This is a genomic window from Azospirillum sp. NS33, from assembly GCF_059703765.1.
Map to the genome: position 1 here is coordinate 115,682 of NZ_BAAKJB010000006.1, position 13,476 is coordinate 129,157.

A 13,476-nucleotide genomic window follows, 5' to 3' on the forward strand; every position below is an offset into this window, starting at 1 on the left:
CGAGGAGGGAGCGGCATCCGGTGAGCATACCCAACATCATCACCTTCGGACGGCTGCTGGCCGTGCCGCTGGCCGTCTACTGGATCCTCGCGGGCGATCTCGGCTGGGCGTTCTGGGTGTTCGTCGCGGCCGGCGTGTCCGACGCCCTCGACGGTGCCATTGCCCGCATGTTCCGGTCACGCACCATGCTGGGCGCCTATCTCGACCCGCTGGCCGACAAGGCGCTGCTGGTCAGCGTCTACGTCGCGCTGGGGCACATGGGCGAACTGCCGCTGTGGCTCGTCATCATGGTCGTGTTCCGCGACGCGATGATCGTCGGCGGGGTGCTGCTCCTGTACACGCTGAAGGAATCCCTGGCGATGCAGCCGCTGGGCATCAGCAAGGTCAACACCGCGGTGCAGATCGCGCTGGCGGCGGCGGTGCTGGCCCCGGCCGGCCTGTCCCTGCCGGAGCCGGTGTTCTACGGGGTCGACGTGGTGGCGGTGCTGGTGTGGGTCTGCGCCGCGACGACGGTGCTGTCGGGGGTGGCCTATGTCCTGCGGGGGCGGTCGCTGTTCGAGCGGCTGGGGGGGCTGTCGTGAACGCCGCGAAGCAGATCCGCTTCTGGTTGGTCGGCTTCGCCCTGTTCGTGGCGGCGCTCTGGTTGCTCTCGGGCATGCTGCTGCCCTTCGTCGCCGGCCTCGCCATCGCCTATTTCCTCGACCCCATGGTCGACCGGCTGGAGACGTGGCGCCTGCCGCGCTGGCTGGGCACGACGCTGGTGCTGCTGTCGTTCCTGCTTGTCCTGGTGGTCGTGCTGCTGCTGCTGGTGCCGCTGGTCCAGGCCCAGGTGGTCCAGCTCATCGACAGCCTGCCGGCCTACGCCGCCAAGCTGCGCGAGCGGGTGGAGCCGCTGGTGGAGCGGCTGGTCGCCGACATCTCGGCCGAGGACGTGGCACGGCTGCGCACCGCAGCCGGCGAGTACGCCGGCGACGCCGTGGTGTGGATCGGCCGCGTGCTGCGCACCATCCTGACCGGCGGGCTCGCCTTCTTCGACGTGCTCTCCGTCCTGTTCATCACCCCGGTGGTGGCCTTCTACCTGCTGCGGGATTGGGATCTCCTGGTCGCATCGGTCGACCGCTGGCTGCCGCGCATGCACGCCGACACCATCCGCGAGCAGGCGCGGGAGGTCGACGCCACCTTGGCCGGATTCCTGCGCGGGCAGGCCACGGTGTGCCTGGCGCTGGGCGGATTCTACGCGGTCGGCCTGTCGCTGGCCGGCCTCAGCTTCGGGTTGGTGATCGGGCTCCTGGCCGGCCTGCTCTCGTTCATTCCCTATGTCGGCACCCTGTTCGGCTTCGTCGCGTCGACCGGGCTCGCGCTGGTGCAGTTCGACGAGTGGTGGCGCATCGCCCTGGTGGTCGGCATCTTCCTGTTCGGCCAGGCGGTGGAGGGCAACGTCCTGACGCCGCGCCTGGTGGGGGAGCGGGTCGGGCTGCACCCGGTGTGGGTGATGTTCGCGCTGCTGGCCGGCGGCAGCCTGTTCGGGTTCCTCGGCGTCCTGATCGCCGTGCCGGTGGCGGCGGTGATCGGCGTGCTGACGCGGTTCGCGCTGCGCCAGTACCTGGACAGCCCGTACTACCGCGGCGTGCGCACTCCCGCCGGGTTGGCGGGGGAGCGGTGATCGACGTGGCCCAGCTGCCCCTCGACCTCGGCTTTCGGCCGGCCATGGGGGGCGAGGACTTCCTGGTGGCGGCCAGCAACGCCGACGCGGTCGCGTGGCTCGACCGCTGGCCGTCGTGGCCGGCGCCGGCGCTGACGGTGTGGGGGCCGGCGGGCTGCGGCAAGAGCCACCTGGCCCAGGTCTGGCGGGCGCGCAGCGGCGCCGGCCTGGTGCGGGCGCCGGACCTTCCCGGCGCCGACCTGCCGGCGCTGCTCGGCGCCACCGCGGCGCTGGCCGTCGACGACGCCGACCAGGTCGCCGGACGCAAGGGGCGGGAGCAGGCACTGTTCCACCTCTACAACATGGCGCGCGACGCCGGCGGCCATCTCCTGCTGCTGGCCCGCCAGCCGCCGGCCCGCTGGCGGGTGCGGCTGCCCGACCTGCGCTCGCGGGTCAAGGGCGCCCCGGCGGTGTCCGTCGCACCGCCCGACGACGCGCTGCTGGCGGCGGTGCTGGTCAAGCTGTTCGCCGACCGCCAGATCATGCCGAGCCAGGAGGTGGTGGCCTATCTGCTGGCGCGCATGGAACGCTCGCTGGACGCCGCGCGCCGGGTGGTGGCGGCGGTCGACCGGGCGTCGCTGGCGGCGCACCGGCGCATCACGGTGCCGCTGGTCCGCGCCGTGCTCGGCGAGATGAACGCGGCAAACGGTTCGCAACAGGGAGAGTGAGATGGATCTGGGACTCGCCGGGCGCCGCGCCCTCGTCTGCGCCGCCAGCAAGGGGCTGGGCAAGGCCTGCGCCATGGCGCTGGCGCGCGAGGGGGTGGCGGTGACCATCACCGCGCGCGGCCGCGACGCCCTGGAGGCGGCGGCGGCGGAGATCCGCGCGGCCACCGGGGCGACGGTGACCACGGCCCCCGGGGACATCGCCACCGACGGCGGGCGGGCGGCGGCGCTGGCGGCCTGTCCCGAGCCGGACATCTTGGTCAACAACGCCGGCGGCCCGCCGCCCGGCGATTTCCGCGACTGGGACCGCGACGCGTGGATCCGTGCCCTCGACGCCAACATGATCGCGCCGATCCTGCTGATCAAGGCGACGGTGGACGGCATGATCGGGCGCCGTTTCGGCCGGGTCGTGAACATCACCTCGGCGGCGGTGAAGGGGCCGATCCCCACCCTCGGCCTGTCCAACGGCGCGCGCGCCGGGCTGACCGGCTTCATCGCCGGCCTGTCCCGTCAGACCGTGGCCCACAACGTCACCATCAACAACCTGCTGCCCGGCCCCTTCGAGACCGACCGCCTGCGCGCGACCATGGAGGGCGCCGCCAAGGCCCAGGGCCGCCCGGTCGAGGAGATCATGGACGCCCGGCGTCTGACCAACCCGGCCAGGCGCTACGGCGACCCCGCCGAGTTCGGCAGCGTCTGCGCCTTCCTGTGCTCGGTCCACGCCGGCTACATGACCGGCCAGAACCTGGTGGTCGACGGCGGGAACTACCCGGGCACGCTCTGACCGCCCGCACCCGGCAGGGGGGGCGGGCGGGCGGGAGAGCGCGCGGACCGCGACGCATGGGCGGGCGCCGTTGATATCCGGGCGCGATGATGCCAGAGTTTCCCGGGGATGGCGGCCCGTCGTCGGGCGGCACGCGTCCGGCGCGAGGCGGCGCCGCATGCGCGCCACGGGTCCGGCCACCCCGGGAGGGGACGCCACCGTCCGAAGGGGCGTGGCGTCCGGGTGGCCGCCGGCGGGACGGCGGCGGGGGCGTTGGACACCGCGGGGGCCTGCCATCGCATGGACGAGGGTCGGTACGTCGACACACGCGTCACGTTTCCGCGGACGCACTACGACTTCAAGAGCCACCTCCTGGCGTCGTTGGTGGCGGGGCGGCCGCTGCCGGGCTACCTGCTCTACAGCGATCTCCGCGCGGCGCACGACTGGTTGGCGCTGTCGGTCGATGACGACGCGTTCCGCCGCGAGTCGTCCGCCGTCTTCGAGCGCATCGACACGGTGCTCGGGCACGGCGCCACCGCCGCGGCCGGCTACACGCTCCTGGCCTTCGGCGCCGGCGACGGCGAGAAGGAGGCGCGGTGCGCACGGGCGCTCGCCAACCGTGGCCTGCTGACGGAGTGCACCGTCGTCGACGTGTGCCCGTACCTCCTCCCGATCGCGCTGCAGGCCATCGCCGGCGCCCTGGGGGACAGCCCCGCACGCCTCAACGCCGTCGTGCCGCAGCCTCCCTACCTCGCGGCGCTCGACCGCATCCTGCCGGCGCGCCGCACCCCCCGGTGCCTGGTGCTGGCGGGGAACACCCTGGGCAACAGCGAAGAGGGCGCGCTGCTCGAAGGGCTGCGCAACGCCCTCAAGCACCATGATCTTCTGCTTGTCAATGTCAGGAAACAGTCCGGGACGCCGGTGGCCCTCGCGTCCTACGACACCGCGGCCAACCGGTCGCATGATTTCGGGCCGCTGCGGAAACTCGGGGTTCCCTACGATCCGGAGCGGATGGCTTACCGCCAGTCCGTCGGCCTGAGCGGGATCCCGGACACCGTGAGCGTCACCGCCACCTACGATGCCGTCGAGATCGACAGGACGGTGTTCCGGAATTCAACCCTGTCGGTCGTTCATTATTACGACGAGGCGTCCTTTCAGCGTCACCTCGAGGGATGCCTGGGCGTCGCCACTCTTTGCAAGGAGTCGACGGAACATTCAATCACGTTGCTGATGGAAAGAGGGTGACGTGGCCGACTCCCAGCCGGCCGCGCCGGTTTCCTCCTATGCGCCGAAGTCCCGCCTGTCGGGAATCGCCGCGGTGTTCTTGTGGTCGTTCGCGGCCCCGATCGTCTCGGTGGTCAAGGGAGACATACCGTTCTCGGTGTTTGCGACGATTCCGGTCGCCGTGGCGTGGTGCTTGTTCGCCGTCCTGGTGCTGTGGGATCGCCGCGCCTTCGTTCGTTGCGTGAAGAACCTATCGGGCAAGCAAGTCTCTGTGCTTGCCATGAGTGGGGCCCTGCTCGCCGGATACGAGATATTCTTCTTTTACGCTCTGTTCGAGGGGCCGATCGTCGAGGCAAACGTCATAAATTACCTGTGGCCCATCGCGCTGATCGTGTTCACCGTACTGCTCGATCCGGCGCAGCGCCGCGGCCTGTCGGTCTGGGAACTGGCGCTGGTCGCCATGGCGTTCTGGGGCGCCGGCCTGACCGCGGGGTCGCGCCTGACGTCGACCGGATGGGCGGACGCGTACGGCGTCTATCTCGCCGCCTTCCTCGGGGCGCTGCTGGTCGGGGCGCACATGGCGCTGCTGCGGCAAACCCGGGCCTACATGGCGTCGCCGGTCCATTCCTATTTCCTCGCCGTCTCGACCGCCCTCGTCGTTCTTGTCGCCACATTCTCCCTGCTCGATGCCACCCTCTTGCCGCCCTTCCGCCCGGACGTGCTGCTTCTGATCGTCATCGAAGGTGGGCTCGTCTTCGGCATCGGCTATCTTCTGTGGCAGTATTCCATTCAGAACTATCCGTCGATCACCCTCGCCTCGATCATTTACCTGACTCCGGTCCTCACGACGGTGTGGCTGCTCCTTCTGGGGGAGGAGGTGACGGGTGACACGCTGCTCGGCGGCGTTCTGATCGTCGTCGCGAATTTCCTTCTCCACAGCCGGTACCGCCATGTCCGCGCGACACAGGGCGCCTTGGTCACCTTTGTGATGACCGGCCTTGTCTGCGCCACCACCGACCCCCTGCGCCATTCCGACATCGGCGTGGTCGCCGGTGTGCTCGGGGTGCTGTTCTCGATCACCGTGGGGTTTTCCCTGAACCGCCTGGCGACCAAGCACCGTGAGCGCGACCGGGAGTTCTCGAGCGTCTACGCGTCGATCCTGGACCTCAGCAACGACCTGCCACCGGCACCGTCCGACGAGCGGCGGGCGGTTCTGGAGCGCATCGACCAGGTGTTGTGCCAGGCCACCAACCTCGAGCTGGCGGTCTCCAGCCGCAACGGACGCGCGGAGTTCATGGGCCTGCTGTCGGGGATGGAGCGGCTGCGCCGCGCCAACCAGGAATCGGAGCGCCTGCGCCGGCACACCGACCGGTTGATCTCGGCCCTCCATCGCTGGTTGCTTCTGAAGGCGGAGCGGATGCCCTTGGGGGAGCAGCTCGCGATCGTCCTCCTGGGCGTGACGACCTTCCTCCTGGTGACGGTGTCGCGCGACAACTCCTTTGGCGGCGACATCGCGGCGATCGCCATCGGCACGGGGATCGCGTTTCTCATCTTCACGGTGCGCGACCTCGACGTCGATCAGGAGCACATCACGTTGGAGCGTCTGGCCTGCCAGTTCAGCATCTTCGAGCACATCGGCCTGTCGCCCTACGTTCCCTCGGGCATGGTCGACACCGAGCAGTACCCCGACGTCGATCGCCCGGTGCAGGTCAGGACGACCGGCGAGGCCGGACAGCTCGTGCTCGTGACGATTCATCCTCACATCCGGTTCTACCGGGTGGTGTTCCTGATGATCGCCGCCATCAGCTCATCGGTGATGGTCTTCTTGCTGAGCGCGAAGCACTTCGGTATCGGATGGACCGGCGTGGCGCCGCCGGGCGGGTAGGCGCGGGGGCCGTGCGGAACCGGGGCTACAGCGACCGCGTGGCGGCCCCATCGATCACGATGTTGGCGCCGCTCGTGAACCCGCTCAAGGGCGACGCCAGATAGGCGACGAGTGCCCCGAACTCCTGGGCCGTGCCGAAGCGGTGGCACGGCGACGCCCGGCGCCACCCGTCGAGAACGTGGTCGCGATCCTGCCCGGTGCGCCCCGCGTACAGGTCGGCATGCCGCTGGACCAGCGGCGTGTCGAAGTAGCCGGGGCTTACCGCGTTGGCGGTGATCCCATGGCACGCGTAGTCGCGCGCGATGCATTTGACCAGGCCGAGCAAGGCGCGCCGGTAGGTGCTCTGGATGACGGACCCCTCGTCGTGCTCGACCGCGAAGATGGAGCCGACGACGATGATCCGGCCGAATCCGGCGGCCACCATGCCCGGCAGAACCGTCTTGCAGAGGGTCAGCACGGGGTCCAGGAGAAGGCGGCGGCCCAGGTCCCAGTCGGCGGCGGAGGTGTTGTGGAACGTGTCGGTCGGTGGATGCCCGGTGCTCAACACCAGGATGGTTGGTGCGGGCGGTCCGCTCGCCAGCACCGCGTCGCCCAGCCGCCGGAGATCGTCGCCGCCGGACAGATCGCAGCAGACCGCGGACGCCGACGCCGACGCCGCAGCCCGTCCGTTGAGGTGCCGCACCGCCGCGTCCAGTCTTGCCGCGTCCCGCGCGCAGAGGGTCGCGCGGCATCCCTCGTCGACCAGCGCCTGGGCGGCGAACCAGCCCAGACCCTCGCTCGCCGCGGTGATGAGCGCATGCCGGCCCGTGAGCAGGAGATCCATCGGCGCGTCCGTGGATGATGGCGCCGGCGCCAGCGCGCCGGCCACCGGGCATCGTACAAGGCCCCACGTTACAATGTCCGGCGCGCGGGTGTCACCGGGGTCGTGCCGCGCATTGTTAAGCGTGGCTGTACAGGGTGTGCGTGATCCGGTGGATTATCACCCCGCCTTCCGCGGTGCACAGTGGCTCCGCTTGCGTTGGCGCGCGCGGGCGGGCGCCGCCTTGACGGCGTCGGCCGGTCATCCAGTTTGATGGTCGGCGATCGGTGGCCACACCAACAAAAAACGCGAATGCACAGCGTCCGGCCATCCCGCGCCCGCGCCGTCCGGCGCCCATCGGGGAGAGCACACATGAGACTGACCGTAAACGGTCGCGACCACGAGGTCGACACCGATCCGGCAACGCCCCTGCTGTGGGTGTTGCGCGACCATCTCGGCCTGACCGGCACCAAGTTCGGCTGCGGCATGGCCCAGTGCGGCGCCTGCACGGTGCACATGGGCGGCACGCCGGTGCGCGCCTGCGTCACACCGCTGGCCGCCGCCGAGGGCCAGAGCATCACCACCATCGAAGGCGTCGACGGCAAGGTGGCCGACGCCGTGCAGCGCGCCTGGGTGGCGCTGGACGTGCCGCAATGCGGCTACTGTCAATCCGGTCAGGTGATGGCGGCGGTGGCGCTGCTGACCGAGAATCCCAAGCCCGCCGCCGCCGACATCGACGCGGCCATGGACGGCAACCTCTGTCGCTGCGCCACCTATCACCGCATCCGGGCCGGCATCCACGAAGCCGCCCGCCTGCTGGAGGGCTGACCCATGTTCATCCACCGTCTGTCCCTTCCGGCGCCCCGCCTGTCGCGCCGCGGCTTCCTCGCCGCCGCCGGCGCCGCGGGCGCCGGCCTCACCGTCGGCTTCCGGGCCGCCGGTGCCGCCGCCGGCACCGCGGCCACGGCGGCCGGCGTGCCCTCGCCCTTCGAAGGCTACCTCACCGTGGCCCCCGACAACACGATCACCGTGCTGTCGGCCCACATGGACATGGGGCAGGGCATCTACTCCGGCATCGCCACCCTGGTGGCCGAGGAGATGGACGCCGACCCCGCCCAGCTGCGCGCCACCGGGGCGTCGGGCAACCCGGCGCTCTACGGCAACCCCGCCTGGGGCGGCACGGTCCAGGGCACCGGCGGCTCGACCGCCATCGCCGCGTCCTTTGACCGCTACCGCACCGCCGGGGCGACGGCGCGGGCCATGCTGGTGGACGCCGCGGCGGCCGCCTGGGGCGTCCCGGCGGGCGAGGTCCGGGTGGCCGGGGGCGTGTTGAGCCACCCGGCCGGCCGGCGCGCCACCTTCGGCGAGATGGCCGAGGCGGCGGCGACCCGCCCGGTCCCGGCGGATGTCTCCCTGAAGGACCCCAAGGACTGGCGGCTGATCGGAACGGACGCGTTCCGCCGCATCGACAGCCGGGCCAAGTCGACGGGCCGCCAAACCTTCACCATCGACGTCTCGCTGCCGGGGATGCTGACCGCGGTGGTGGCCCATCCCCCGCTGTTCGGCGCCACCGTCCGCTCCTTCGACGCCGCGGCCGCGAAGGCCGTGAAGGGGGTCGTGGCGGTGGAGGCGATCTCCCGCGGCGTCGCGGTGATCGCCGAGACGACCTGGGCGGCGATCCAGGGCCGCGAGGCGCTGACCGTGGACTGGGACACCGCGGCGGCGGAGACCCGCGGCTCGGCCGAACTCCTGGAGGAGTACCGCCGTCTCGCGGCGGAGCCGGCGATGGTCGTCGCCGAACGCCGGGGCGAGCCCCAGGCGATCCTGGACACGGCGGCCACCGAAGGCGGGGGGCGCACGATCGAGGCGACCTACACCTTCCCCTATCTGGCCCACGCCGCGCTCGAGCCGCTCGACGCCGTGGCCCGTGGCGACGGCGCGACGCTGGAGGTGTGGGGCGGCCACCAGATCCCCGACCTCTACCAGGCGTTGGCCGCCAAGGCCGCGGGAATCGCCCCGGACCAGGTGCGCATGCACGTCATGATGACCGGCGGCGGCTTCGGCCGGCGCGCCGTCGGCGACGCCGACGTGGTGGTCGAGGCGGTCGAATGCGCCAAGGCGATCGGCTGGACGGCCCCGGTCAAGGTGCTGTGGACCCGCGAGGACGACATGACCGGCGGCCGCTACCGGCCGATGTTCCTGCACACGCTGCGGGTGGCCGTCGACGAGGCCGGCCTGCCGCTGGCTTGGCGGCACCGCATCGTCGGCCAGTCGATCCTGGCCGGCACGCCGTTCGCCGCGATGATCCGCGACGGCGTCGACGCGACGTCGGTGGAGGGCGTGTCCGACACCCCCTACGCCGTGCCCAACATGCTGGTGGAGCTGACCTCGCCGCAGGTTGGGGTGCCGGTGCTGTGGTGGCGCTCGGTGGGGCACACCCACACCGCCTACGTCATGGAGACCATGATCGACGAGCTGGCGGCGCTGGCCGGGCGCGACCCCGTCGCCTACCGCCGCGCGCTGCTGCGCGACCACCCGCGCCACCTCGGGGTGCTGGCGCTGGCGGCGGAGAAGGCCGGCTGGGGCGACCCGCTGCCGGCCGGCCGCTTCCGCGGCGTGGCGGTCCACGAGTCCTTCGGCACGGTGGTGGCTGAGGTGGCGGAGATCGCCCTTGGCGAGGGCGACGCCTTCACGGTGGAGCGCGTGGTGTGCGCCGTCGACTGCGGCATCGCCGTGAACCCCGACCAGATCCGCGCCCAGGTCGAGGGCGGTGTCGGCTTCGGGCTGGGGGCCGTGCTCCATTCGGAGACCACCTTGACGCAGGGGCGCGTCGACCAGACCAACTTCGACACCTACCAGGTGCTGCGCTTCGCCGAGATGCCGGCGGTGGAGGTGCACATCGTGCCCTCGGCCAACCCGCCCAGCGGCATCGGCGAGCCGGGGGTGCCGCCGATCGGACCGGCGGTCGCCAACGCCCTGGCCGCCGCCACCGGCCGGCGGGTGCGCACCCTGCCGTTCGACCGGGGGCTGTCGGCCTGACCCCGGCGGCCTGACCCCGAGGCCTGAGCGGCGCGCCCGATGGCGCGCCGCTCAGGCCGCCTCGTCCAGGATCGCACGCAGACGTGCGGGGGGCACCGGCTTGTGCAGCAGGCGGAAGCCGCTGCGCTCCACCTCGGCGATCCGTTCGGGCGCGGTGTCGCCGGTCAGCACCACCGCCGGCACCCGCACCCCGCACACGCCGAAGACGTCGCGAATCGCCTCGATGCCGGTGCGCCCCTGGCGCAGGCGGTAGTCGGCAAGGATCGCCTGGGGCCGCCGGCCGAGGCCGAGCAGCAGCTCGACCGCCTCGTCCGCCGACATGGCCGCCACCACCTCGTATCCCCATTGCTCCAGCATGGCGCGCATGCTGACCAGGATGACGCTGTCGTCGTCGATCACCAGCACCAGGCCGCGGCTCCCCGACGGCCGGGGCTGGGCATGGGTGGCGCGGGGCAGGGCGCGCGGCGCCGCGGCCGGCACGGTCAGGGAAAAGGCGCTGCCACGCCCCGGGACGGAGCGCACCGTCACCTCGTGGTCGAGCAGGCGGGCGAGGCGGCGGACGATGGCGAGGCCGAGCCCCAGCCCCTTGCGCCGGTCGCGCTCCGGGTTCGCGAGCTGGGTGAACTCCTCGAAGATGTGCTCCCGCCGGTCGTCGGGAATCCCGAGGCCGCTGTCCGCCACGGTGACCCGCACCCCGCCGTCCTGGCGGCGGCAGCCCAGCACGACGCCGCCCGCGGGGGTGTAGCGCAGGGCGTTCTCGATCAGGTTGCGCAGCGCCCGTTCCAGCAGAGCCGGATCGCTGCGGACCCAGGTCCGGGTCGCCACCGCGGCGAAGCGCAGCCCGGCGTCGGCCGCGCGGGGCCGGTACTCGGCCGCCAGACGCTCCAGCAGCGGGCCCAGGGCGAAGGTGGTGACGTTCGCCTGCACGACCCCGGCGTCCAGCCGCGAGACGTCGAGGATGCTGTCGAGAAGCCCCTTCAACGCGTCCAGCGACCCGCTCATGCTCGCCACCGTCGCGGCGGCGGGATGCCCGTCGAGGCGTTCCGACAGGGCGTGGGCGAAGAAGAACAGCGACTGGACGGGCTGGCGCAGGTCGTGGCTGGCCGCGGCCAGGAAGGTCGACTTGGCGCGGTCGGCGCGCAGGGCCGTGTCGCGGGCCTGGACCGCCTCTTCGCGCGCCCGTTCGGCCGCGGCGGTGGCGGTGCGCAGGGCCTCCTCCGCCGCCTTGCGCTCGGAGATGTCGCGCATGATGCCGGTGTAGTAGAGGGCGCCGCCGGCCCGCCACTGGGCCACCGCCAGCTCCAGGGCGAAGGTCGAGCCGTCCTTGCGCCGGCCGGTGACCGCGCGCCCGATGCCGATGATGCGGCGTTCCCCGGTCGCCTGGTAGCGCTGGATGTAGCCGTCATGGGCGGAGCGGTCGGGCTCAGGCATCAGCATGGCGACGTTGCGTCCCACCACCTCGTCCGCGGCGTAGCCGAAGGTCCGCTCCGCCGCCGGGTTGAACGAGACGACGCCGCCGCCGGCGTCGATCAGCACGATCGGGTCGACCGCGCTGTCGACCACGGCACGGTAGCGCGCCTCCTGCTCGGCGGTCCGCTCCGCCGCGCGGTTGCGGTCGGCGACCGACGAGATCAGTGCCGTCGCCAGCATCACCAGGGTCGCGAAGGACAGGCCGACCGCCAGCAGGGACGGTCCCAGCGCCACCTCGCCGCGGGTCACCGGCGGCGGCATCTCCAGCGCGTGGAAGGTGACGGCGGCCATGCCGACATGGTGCATCGCCACCATGGCCAGCCCGAGCACCGCGGCGCCCAGCAGGCGCTGGCGCGTGCCGAGGGTGCGGAAGGCCAGCCACAGGGCCGCCGTGGACGCGCCGATGGCGACCGCCACCGAGAGCGCCACCAGGGCGGCGTCGTAGCTCTGGCGCGCCTCCATCTGCAGGCCCGCCATGCCCACGTAGTGCATGGCGACGATGCCCAGGCCGGTGAGCGTCCCGGCGGCGGGAACGGTGACGCGCCGCGGCACGCCGTTGGCCACGGCGAACAGCCCGGCCCCGGCCACCGCCACCGCCAGCAGCAGGGACAGCACGGTCAGGCCGGCGTCGTAGGTCACCGGCATGGGCATGCGGTAGGCCAGCATGCCGATGAAATGCATGGTCCAGATGCCGGCCCCGAGGGTGAGCGCGGCGGCGCCCAGCCAGGCGTTGGCGTTGGCGGCGTGGCCGCCGTACCGCGACGCCCGGGCATGGGCGGCCAGGTCCAGCGCGGTGTACCCGGCGAACACGGCGACGGCCACCGACAGGGTGACGAGAAGGGGATCGTAGTGACCGGCGATGGGGAGGATTGGCACGGGCGGGACCCAGCGGAAGAGGCACGTCTGTCAGGGCATATGGGGCCGCGGCGGCGCCGCGTCAGTCCGCACCAAAGACGGTCGGCACCCGTCCGTTGGTCGAGCGGCCATGACGGTCGGCCGGCCGCCACCGCACCTCCGGCCGATCGTCCGATCCGGCCGTAGCGGGCTCACCGCCGCGCGACGGCGAAGTCGATGAAGGCCCGCAGCTTCGGCGCGACCTGGGCGCGGCCGGGGAAATAGAGGAAGAAACCGGGGGTGCAGACCGCGTACTCCTCCAGCACCACCTCCAGCGCGCCCTCCGCCAGCAGGGGGGCGACGCAGCTCTCGAACATGTAGGTGAGCCTCATGCCGTCGAGCGCCGCCTGCACCAGAAGGTCCGCGTCGTTGGTGATGAGCGGCCCGTCGACCGCCACCGCGAACTCCTCGCCGTTGCGTTCGAACTCCCAGCGGTAGAGCGCGCCGGTCGAGCTCATGCGGAAATTGACGCAGCGGTGTCCGGCCAGGTCCGCCGGCGAGCCGGGCCGGCCGTGGCGCGCGAAGTACCCGGGCGCGCCGACGACGACGAAGCGGTGCGGCGGGGTCAGGCGGACCGACACCATCTGGCGCTCGAGCTTCTCGCCGAGGCGGATGCCGGCGTCGAATCCCGCCTCGACGATGTTGATCAGGCGGTCGTCGACGCAGGCCTCGACCACGATCTCGGGATAGGCCTCGGCGAAGGCCGGCAGGAGCGGTGCCAGGATGGTCGACACGGCGAGCCGGGGCACGTTGAGGCGGAGCAGGCCGGTGGGCCGGCCGGCGTGATCGCCGACGGCCTCGACCGCGGCGCCGATCGTCCGGACCGCCGGGGCGACCCTGGCGTACAGCATCTCCCCGGCTTCGGTCAGCGCCACGTCGCGGGTGGTCCGCGCGAACAGCGGCACGCCGATGCGGCGTTCAAGGGCGCGGATGGTCTGGCTCACCGCCGAGCGGGTCACCCGCAACTCGGCCGCCGCGGCGGTGAAGCTGCGCCGCTCGGCCACGGCGACGAACGCCGTCATCCCCTCCAACTCG

The 13,476-nt window shown here is 72.1% G+C and carries 11 protein-coding genes; 8 read left to right on the forward strand and 3 right to left on the reverse strand.

Features of this window, described 5'->3' with window-relative positions; translation table 11 throughout:
• Positions 1 to 20: 20 nt before the first annotated feature.
• From AC6H2I_RS07960 to AC6H2I_RS07985, 6 genes are all read left to right on the forward strand, one after another.
• A complete protein-coding gene (locus tag AC6H2I_RS07960) occupies positions 21 to 581 on the forward strand; it encodes a CDP-alcohol phosphatidyltransferase family protein (protein ID WP_497500058.1) in 561 nt (186 codons plus the stop codon).
• Positions 578 to 1,663, forward strand: coding sequence for an AI-2E family transporter (locus tag AC6H2I_RS07965; protein ID WP_497500059.1), 1,086 nt, complete (start codon positions 578 to 580; stop codon positions 1,661 to 1,663). Before AC6H2I_RS07960 ends, AC6H2I_RS07965 begins: the two co-directional genes overlap by 4 nt.
• Complete coding sequence (locus AC6H2I_RS07970; RefSeq protein WP_497500135.1) at positions 1,663 to 2,370, forward strand: HdaA/DnaA family protein; 708 nt, start codon at positions 1,663 to 1,665, stop codon at positions 2,368 to 2,370. Before AC6H2I_RS07965 ends, AC6H2I_RS07970 begins: the two co-directional genes overlap by 1 nt.
• Before the next feature lies 1 nt (position 2,371).
• Positions 2,372 to 3,151: an SDR family oxidoreductase gene (locus tag AC6H2I_RS07975; protein ID WP_497500060.1), complete on the forward strand. Its 780-nt coding sequence runs from the start codon at positions 2,372 to 2,374 to the stop codon at positions 3,149 to 3,151.
• Positions 3,152 to 3,430: 279 nt separating this feature from the next.
• Complete coding sequence (locus AC6H2I_RS07980; protein WP_497500061.1) at positions 3,431 to 4,375, forward strand: L-histidine N(alpha)-methyltransferase; 945 nt, start codon at positions 3,431 to 3,433, stop codon at positions 4,373 to 4,375.
• A 1-nt stretch (position 4,376) separates the two neighbouring features.
• Positions 4,377 to 6,239 (forward strand): DMT family transporter, encoded by a 1,863-nt coding sequence (locus AC6H2I_RS07985; RefSeq protein WP_497500062.1) that lies wholly within the window; start codon positions 4,377 to 4,379, stop codon positions 6,237 to 6,239.
• Between the two features lie 25 nt (positions 6,240 to 6,264).
• Here AC6H2I_RS07985 and AC6H2I_RS07990 read toward each other — a convergent pair whose 3' ends face one another.
• A complete protein-coding gene (locus AC6H2I_RS07990) occupies positions 6,265 to 7,062 on the reverse strand; it encodes an SDR family oxidoreductase (RefSeq protein WP_497500063.1) in 798 nt (265 codons plus the stop codon).
• A 348-nt stretch (positions 7,063 to 7,410) separates the two neighbouring features.
• Between AC6H2I_RS07990 and AC6H2I_RS07995 the strand changes: the two genes are divergently transcribed.
• Complete coding sequence (locus AC6H2I_RS07995; RefSeq protein ID WP_497500064.1) at positions 7,411 to 7,866, forward strand: (2Fe-2S)-binding protein; 456 nt, start codon at positions 7,411 to 7,413, stop codon at positions 7,864 to 7,866.
• 3 nt (positions 7,867 to 7,869) lie between these two features.
• Positions 7,870 to 10,077, forward strand: a complete 2,208-nt coding sequence (locus AC6H2I_RS08000; protein WP_497500065.1) for a xanthine dehydrogenase family protein molybdopterin-binding subunit — start codon at positions 7,870 to 7,872, stop codon at positions 10,075 to 10,077.
• Between the two features lie 51 nt (positions 10,078 to 10,128).
• Here AC6H2I_RS08000 and AC6H2I_RS08005 read toward each other — a convergent pair whose 3' ends face one another.
• The gene (locus tag AC6H2I_RS08005; RefSeq protein WP_497500066.1) at positions 10,129 to 12,423 is read right to left on the reverse strand and encodes a hybrid sensor histidine kinase/response regulator; all 2,295 of its coding nucleotides are present in this window, start codon (positions 12,421 to 12,423) and stop codon (positions 10,129 to 10,131) included.
• Positions 12,424 to 12,593: 170 nt separating this feature from the next.
• Positions 12,594 to 13,463 carry a LysR family transcriptional regulator gene (locus AC6H2I_RS08010; protein ID WP_497500067.1) on the reverse strand — a complete coding sequence of 290 codons (870 nt, stop codon included), beginning with the start codon at positions 13,461 to 13,463 and terminating at the stop codon, positions 12,594 to 12,596.
• Positions 13,464 to 13,476 lie beyond the last annotated feature (13 nt).

Excerpts from the sequence above, each read along its gene's own strand:
- AC6H2I_RS07975 (WP_497500060.1), top strand. The coding sequence starts at position 2,372 with ATGGATCTGGGACTCGCCGGGCGCCGCGCCCTCGTCTGCGCCGCCAGC.
- AC6H2I_RS07980 (WP_497500061.1), top strand. The coding sequence starts at position 3,431 with ATGGACGAGGGTCGGTACGTCGACACACGCGTCACGTTTCCGCGGACG.
- AC6H2I_RS07990 (WP_497500063.1), bottom strand. The coding sequence starts at position 7,062 with ATGGATCTCCTGCTCACGGGCCGGCATGCGCTCATCACCGCGGCGAGC.
- AC6H2I_RS07995 (WP_497500064.1), top strand. The coding sequence starts at position 7,411 with ATGAGACTGACCGTAAACGGTCGCGACCACGAGGTCGACACCGATCCG.
- AC6H2I_RS08000 (WP_497500065.1), top strand. The coding sequence starts at position 7,870 with ATGTTCATCCACCGTCTGTCCCTTCCGGCGCCCCGCCTGTCGCGCCGC.
- AC6H2I_RS08010 (WP_497500067.1), bottom strand. The coding sequence starts at position 13,463 with ATGACGGCGTTCGTCGCCGTGGCCGAGCGGCGCAGCTTCACCGCCGCG.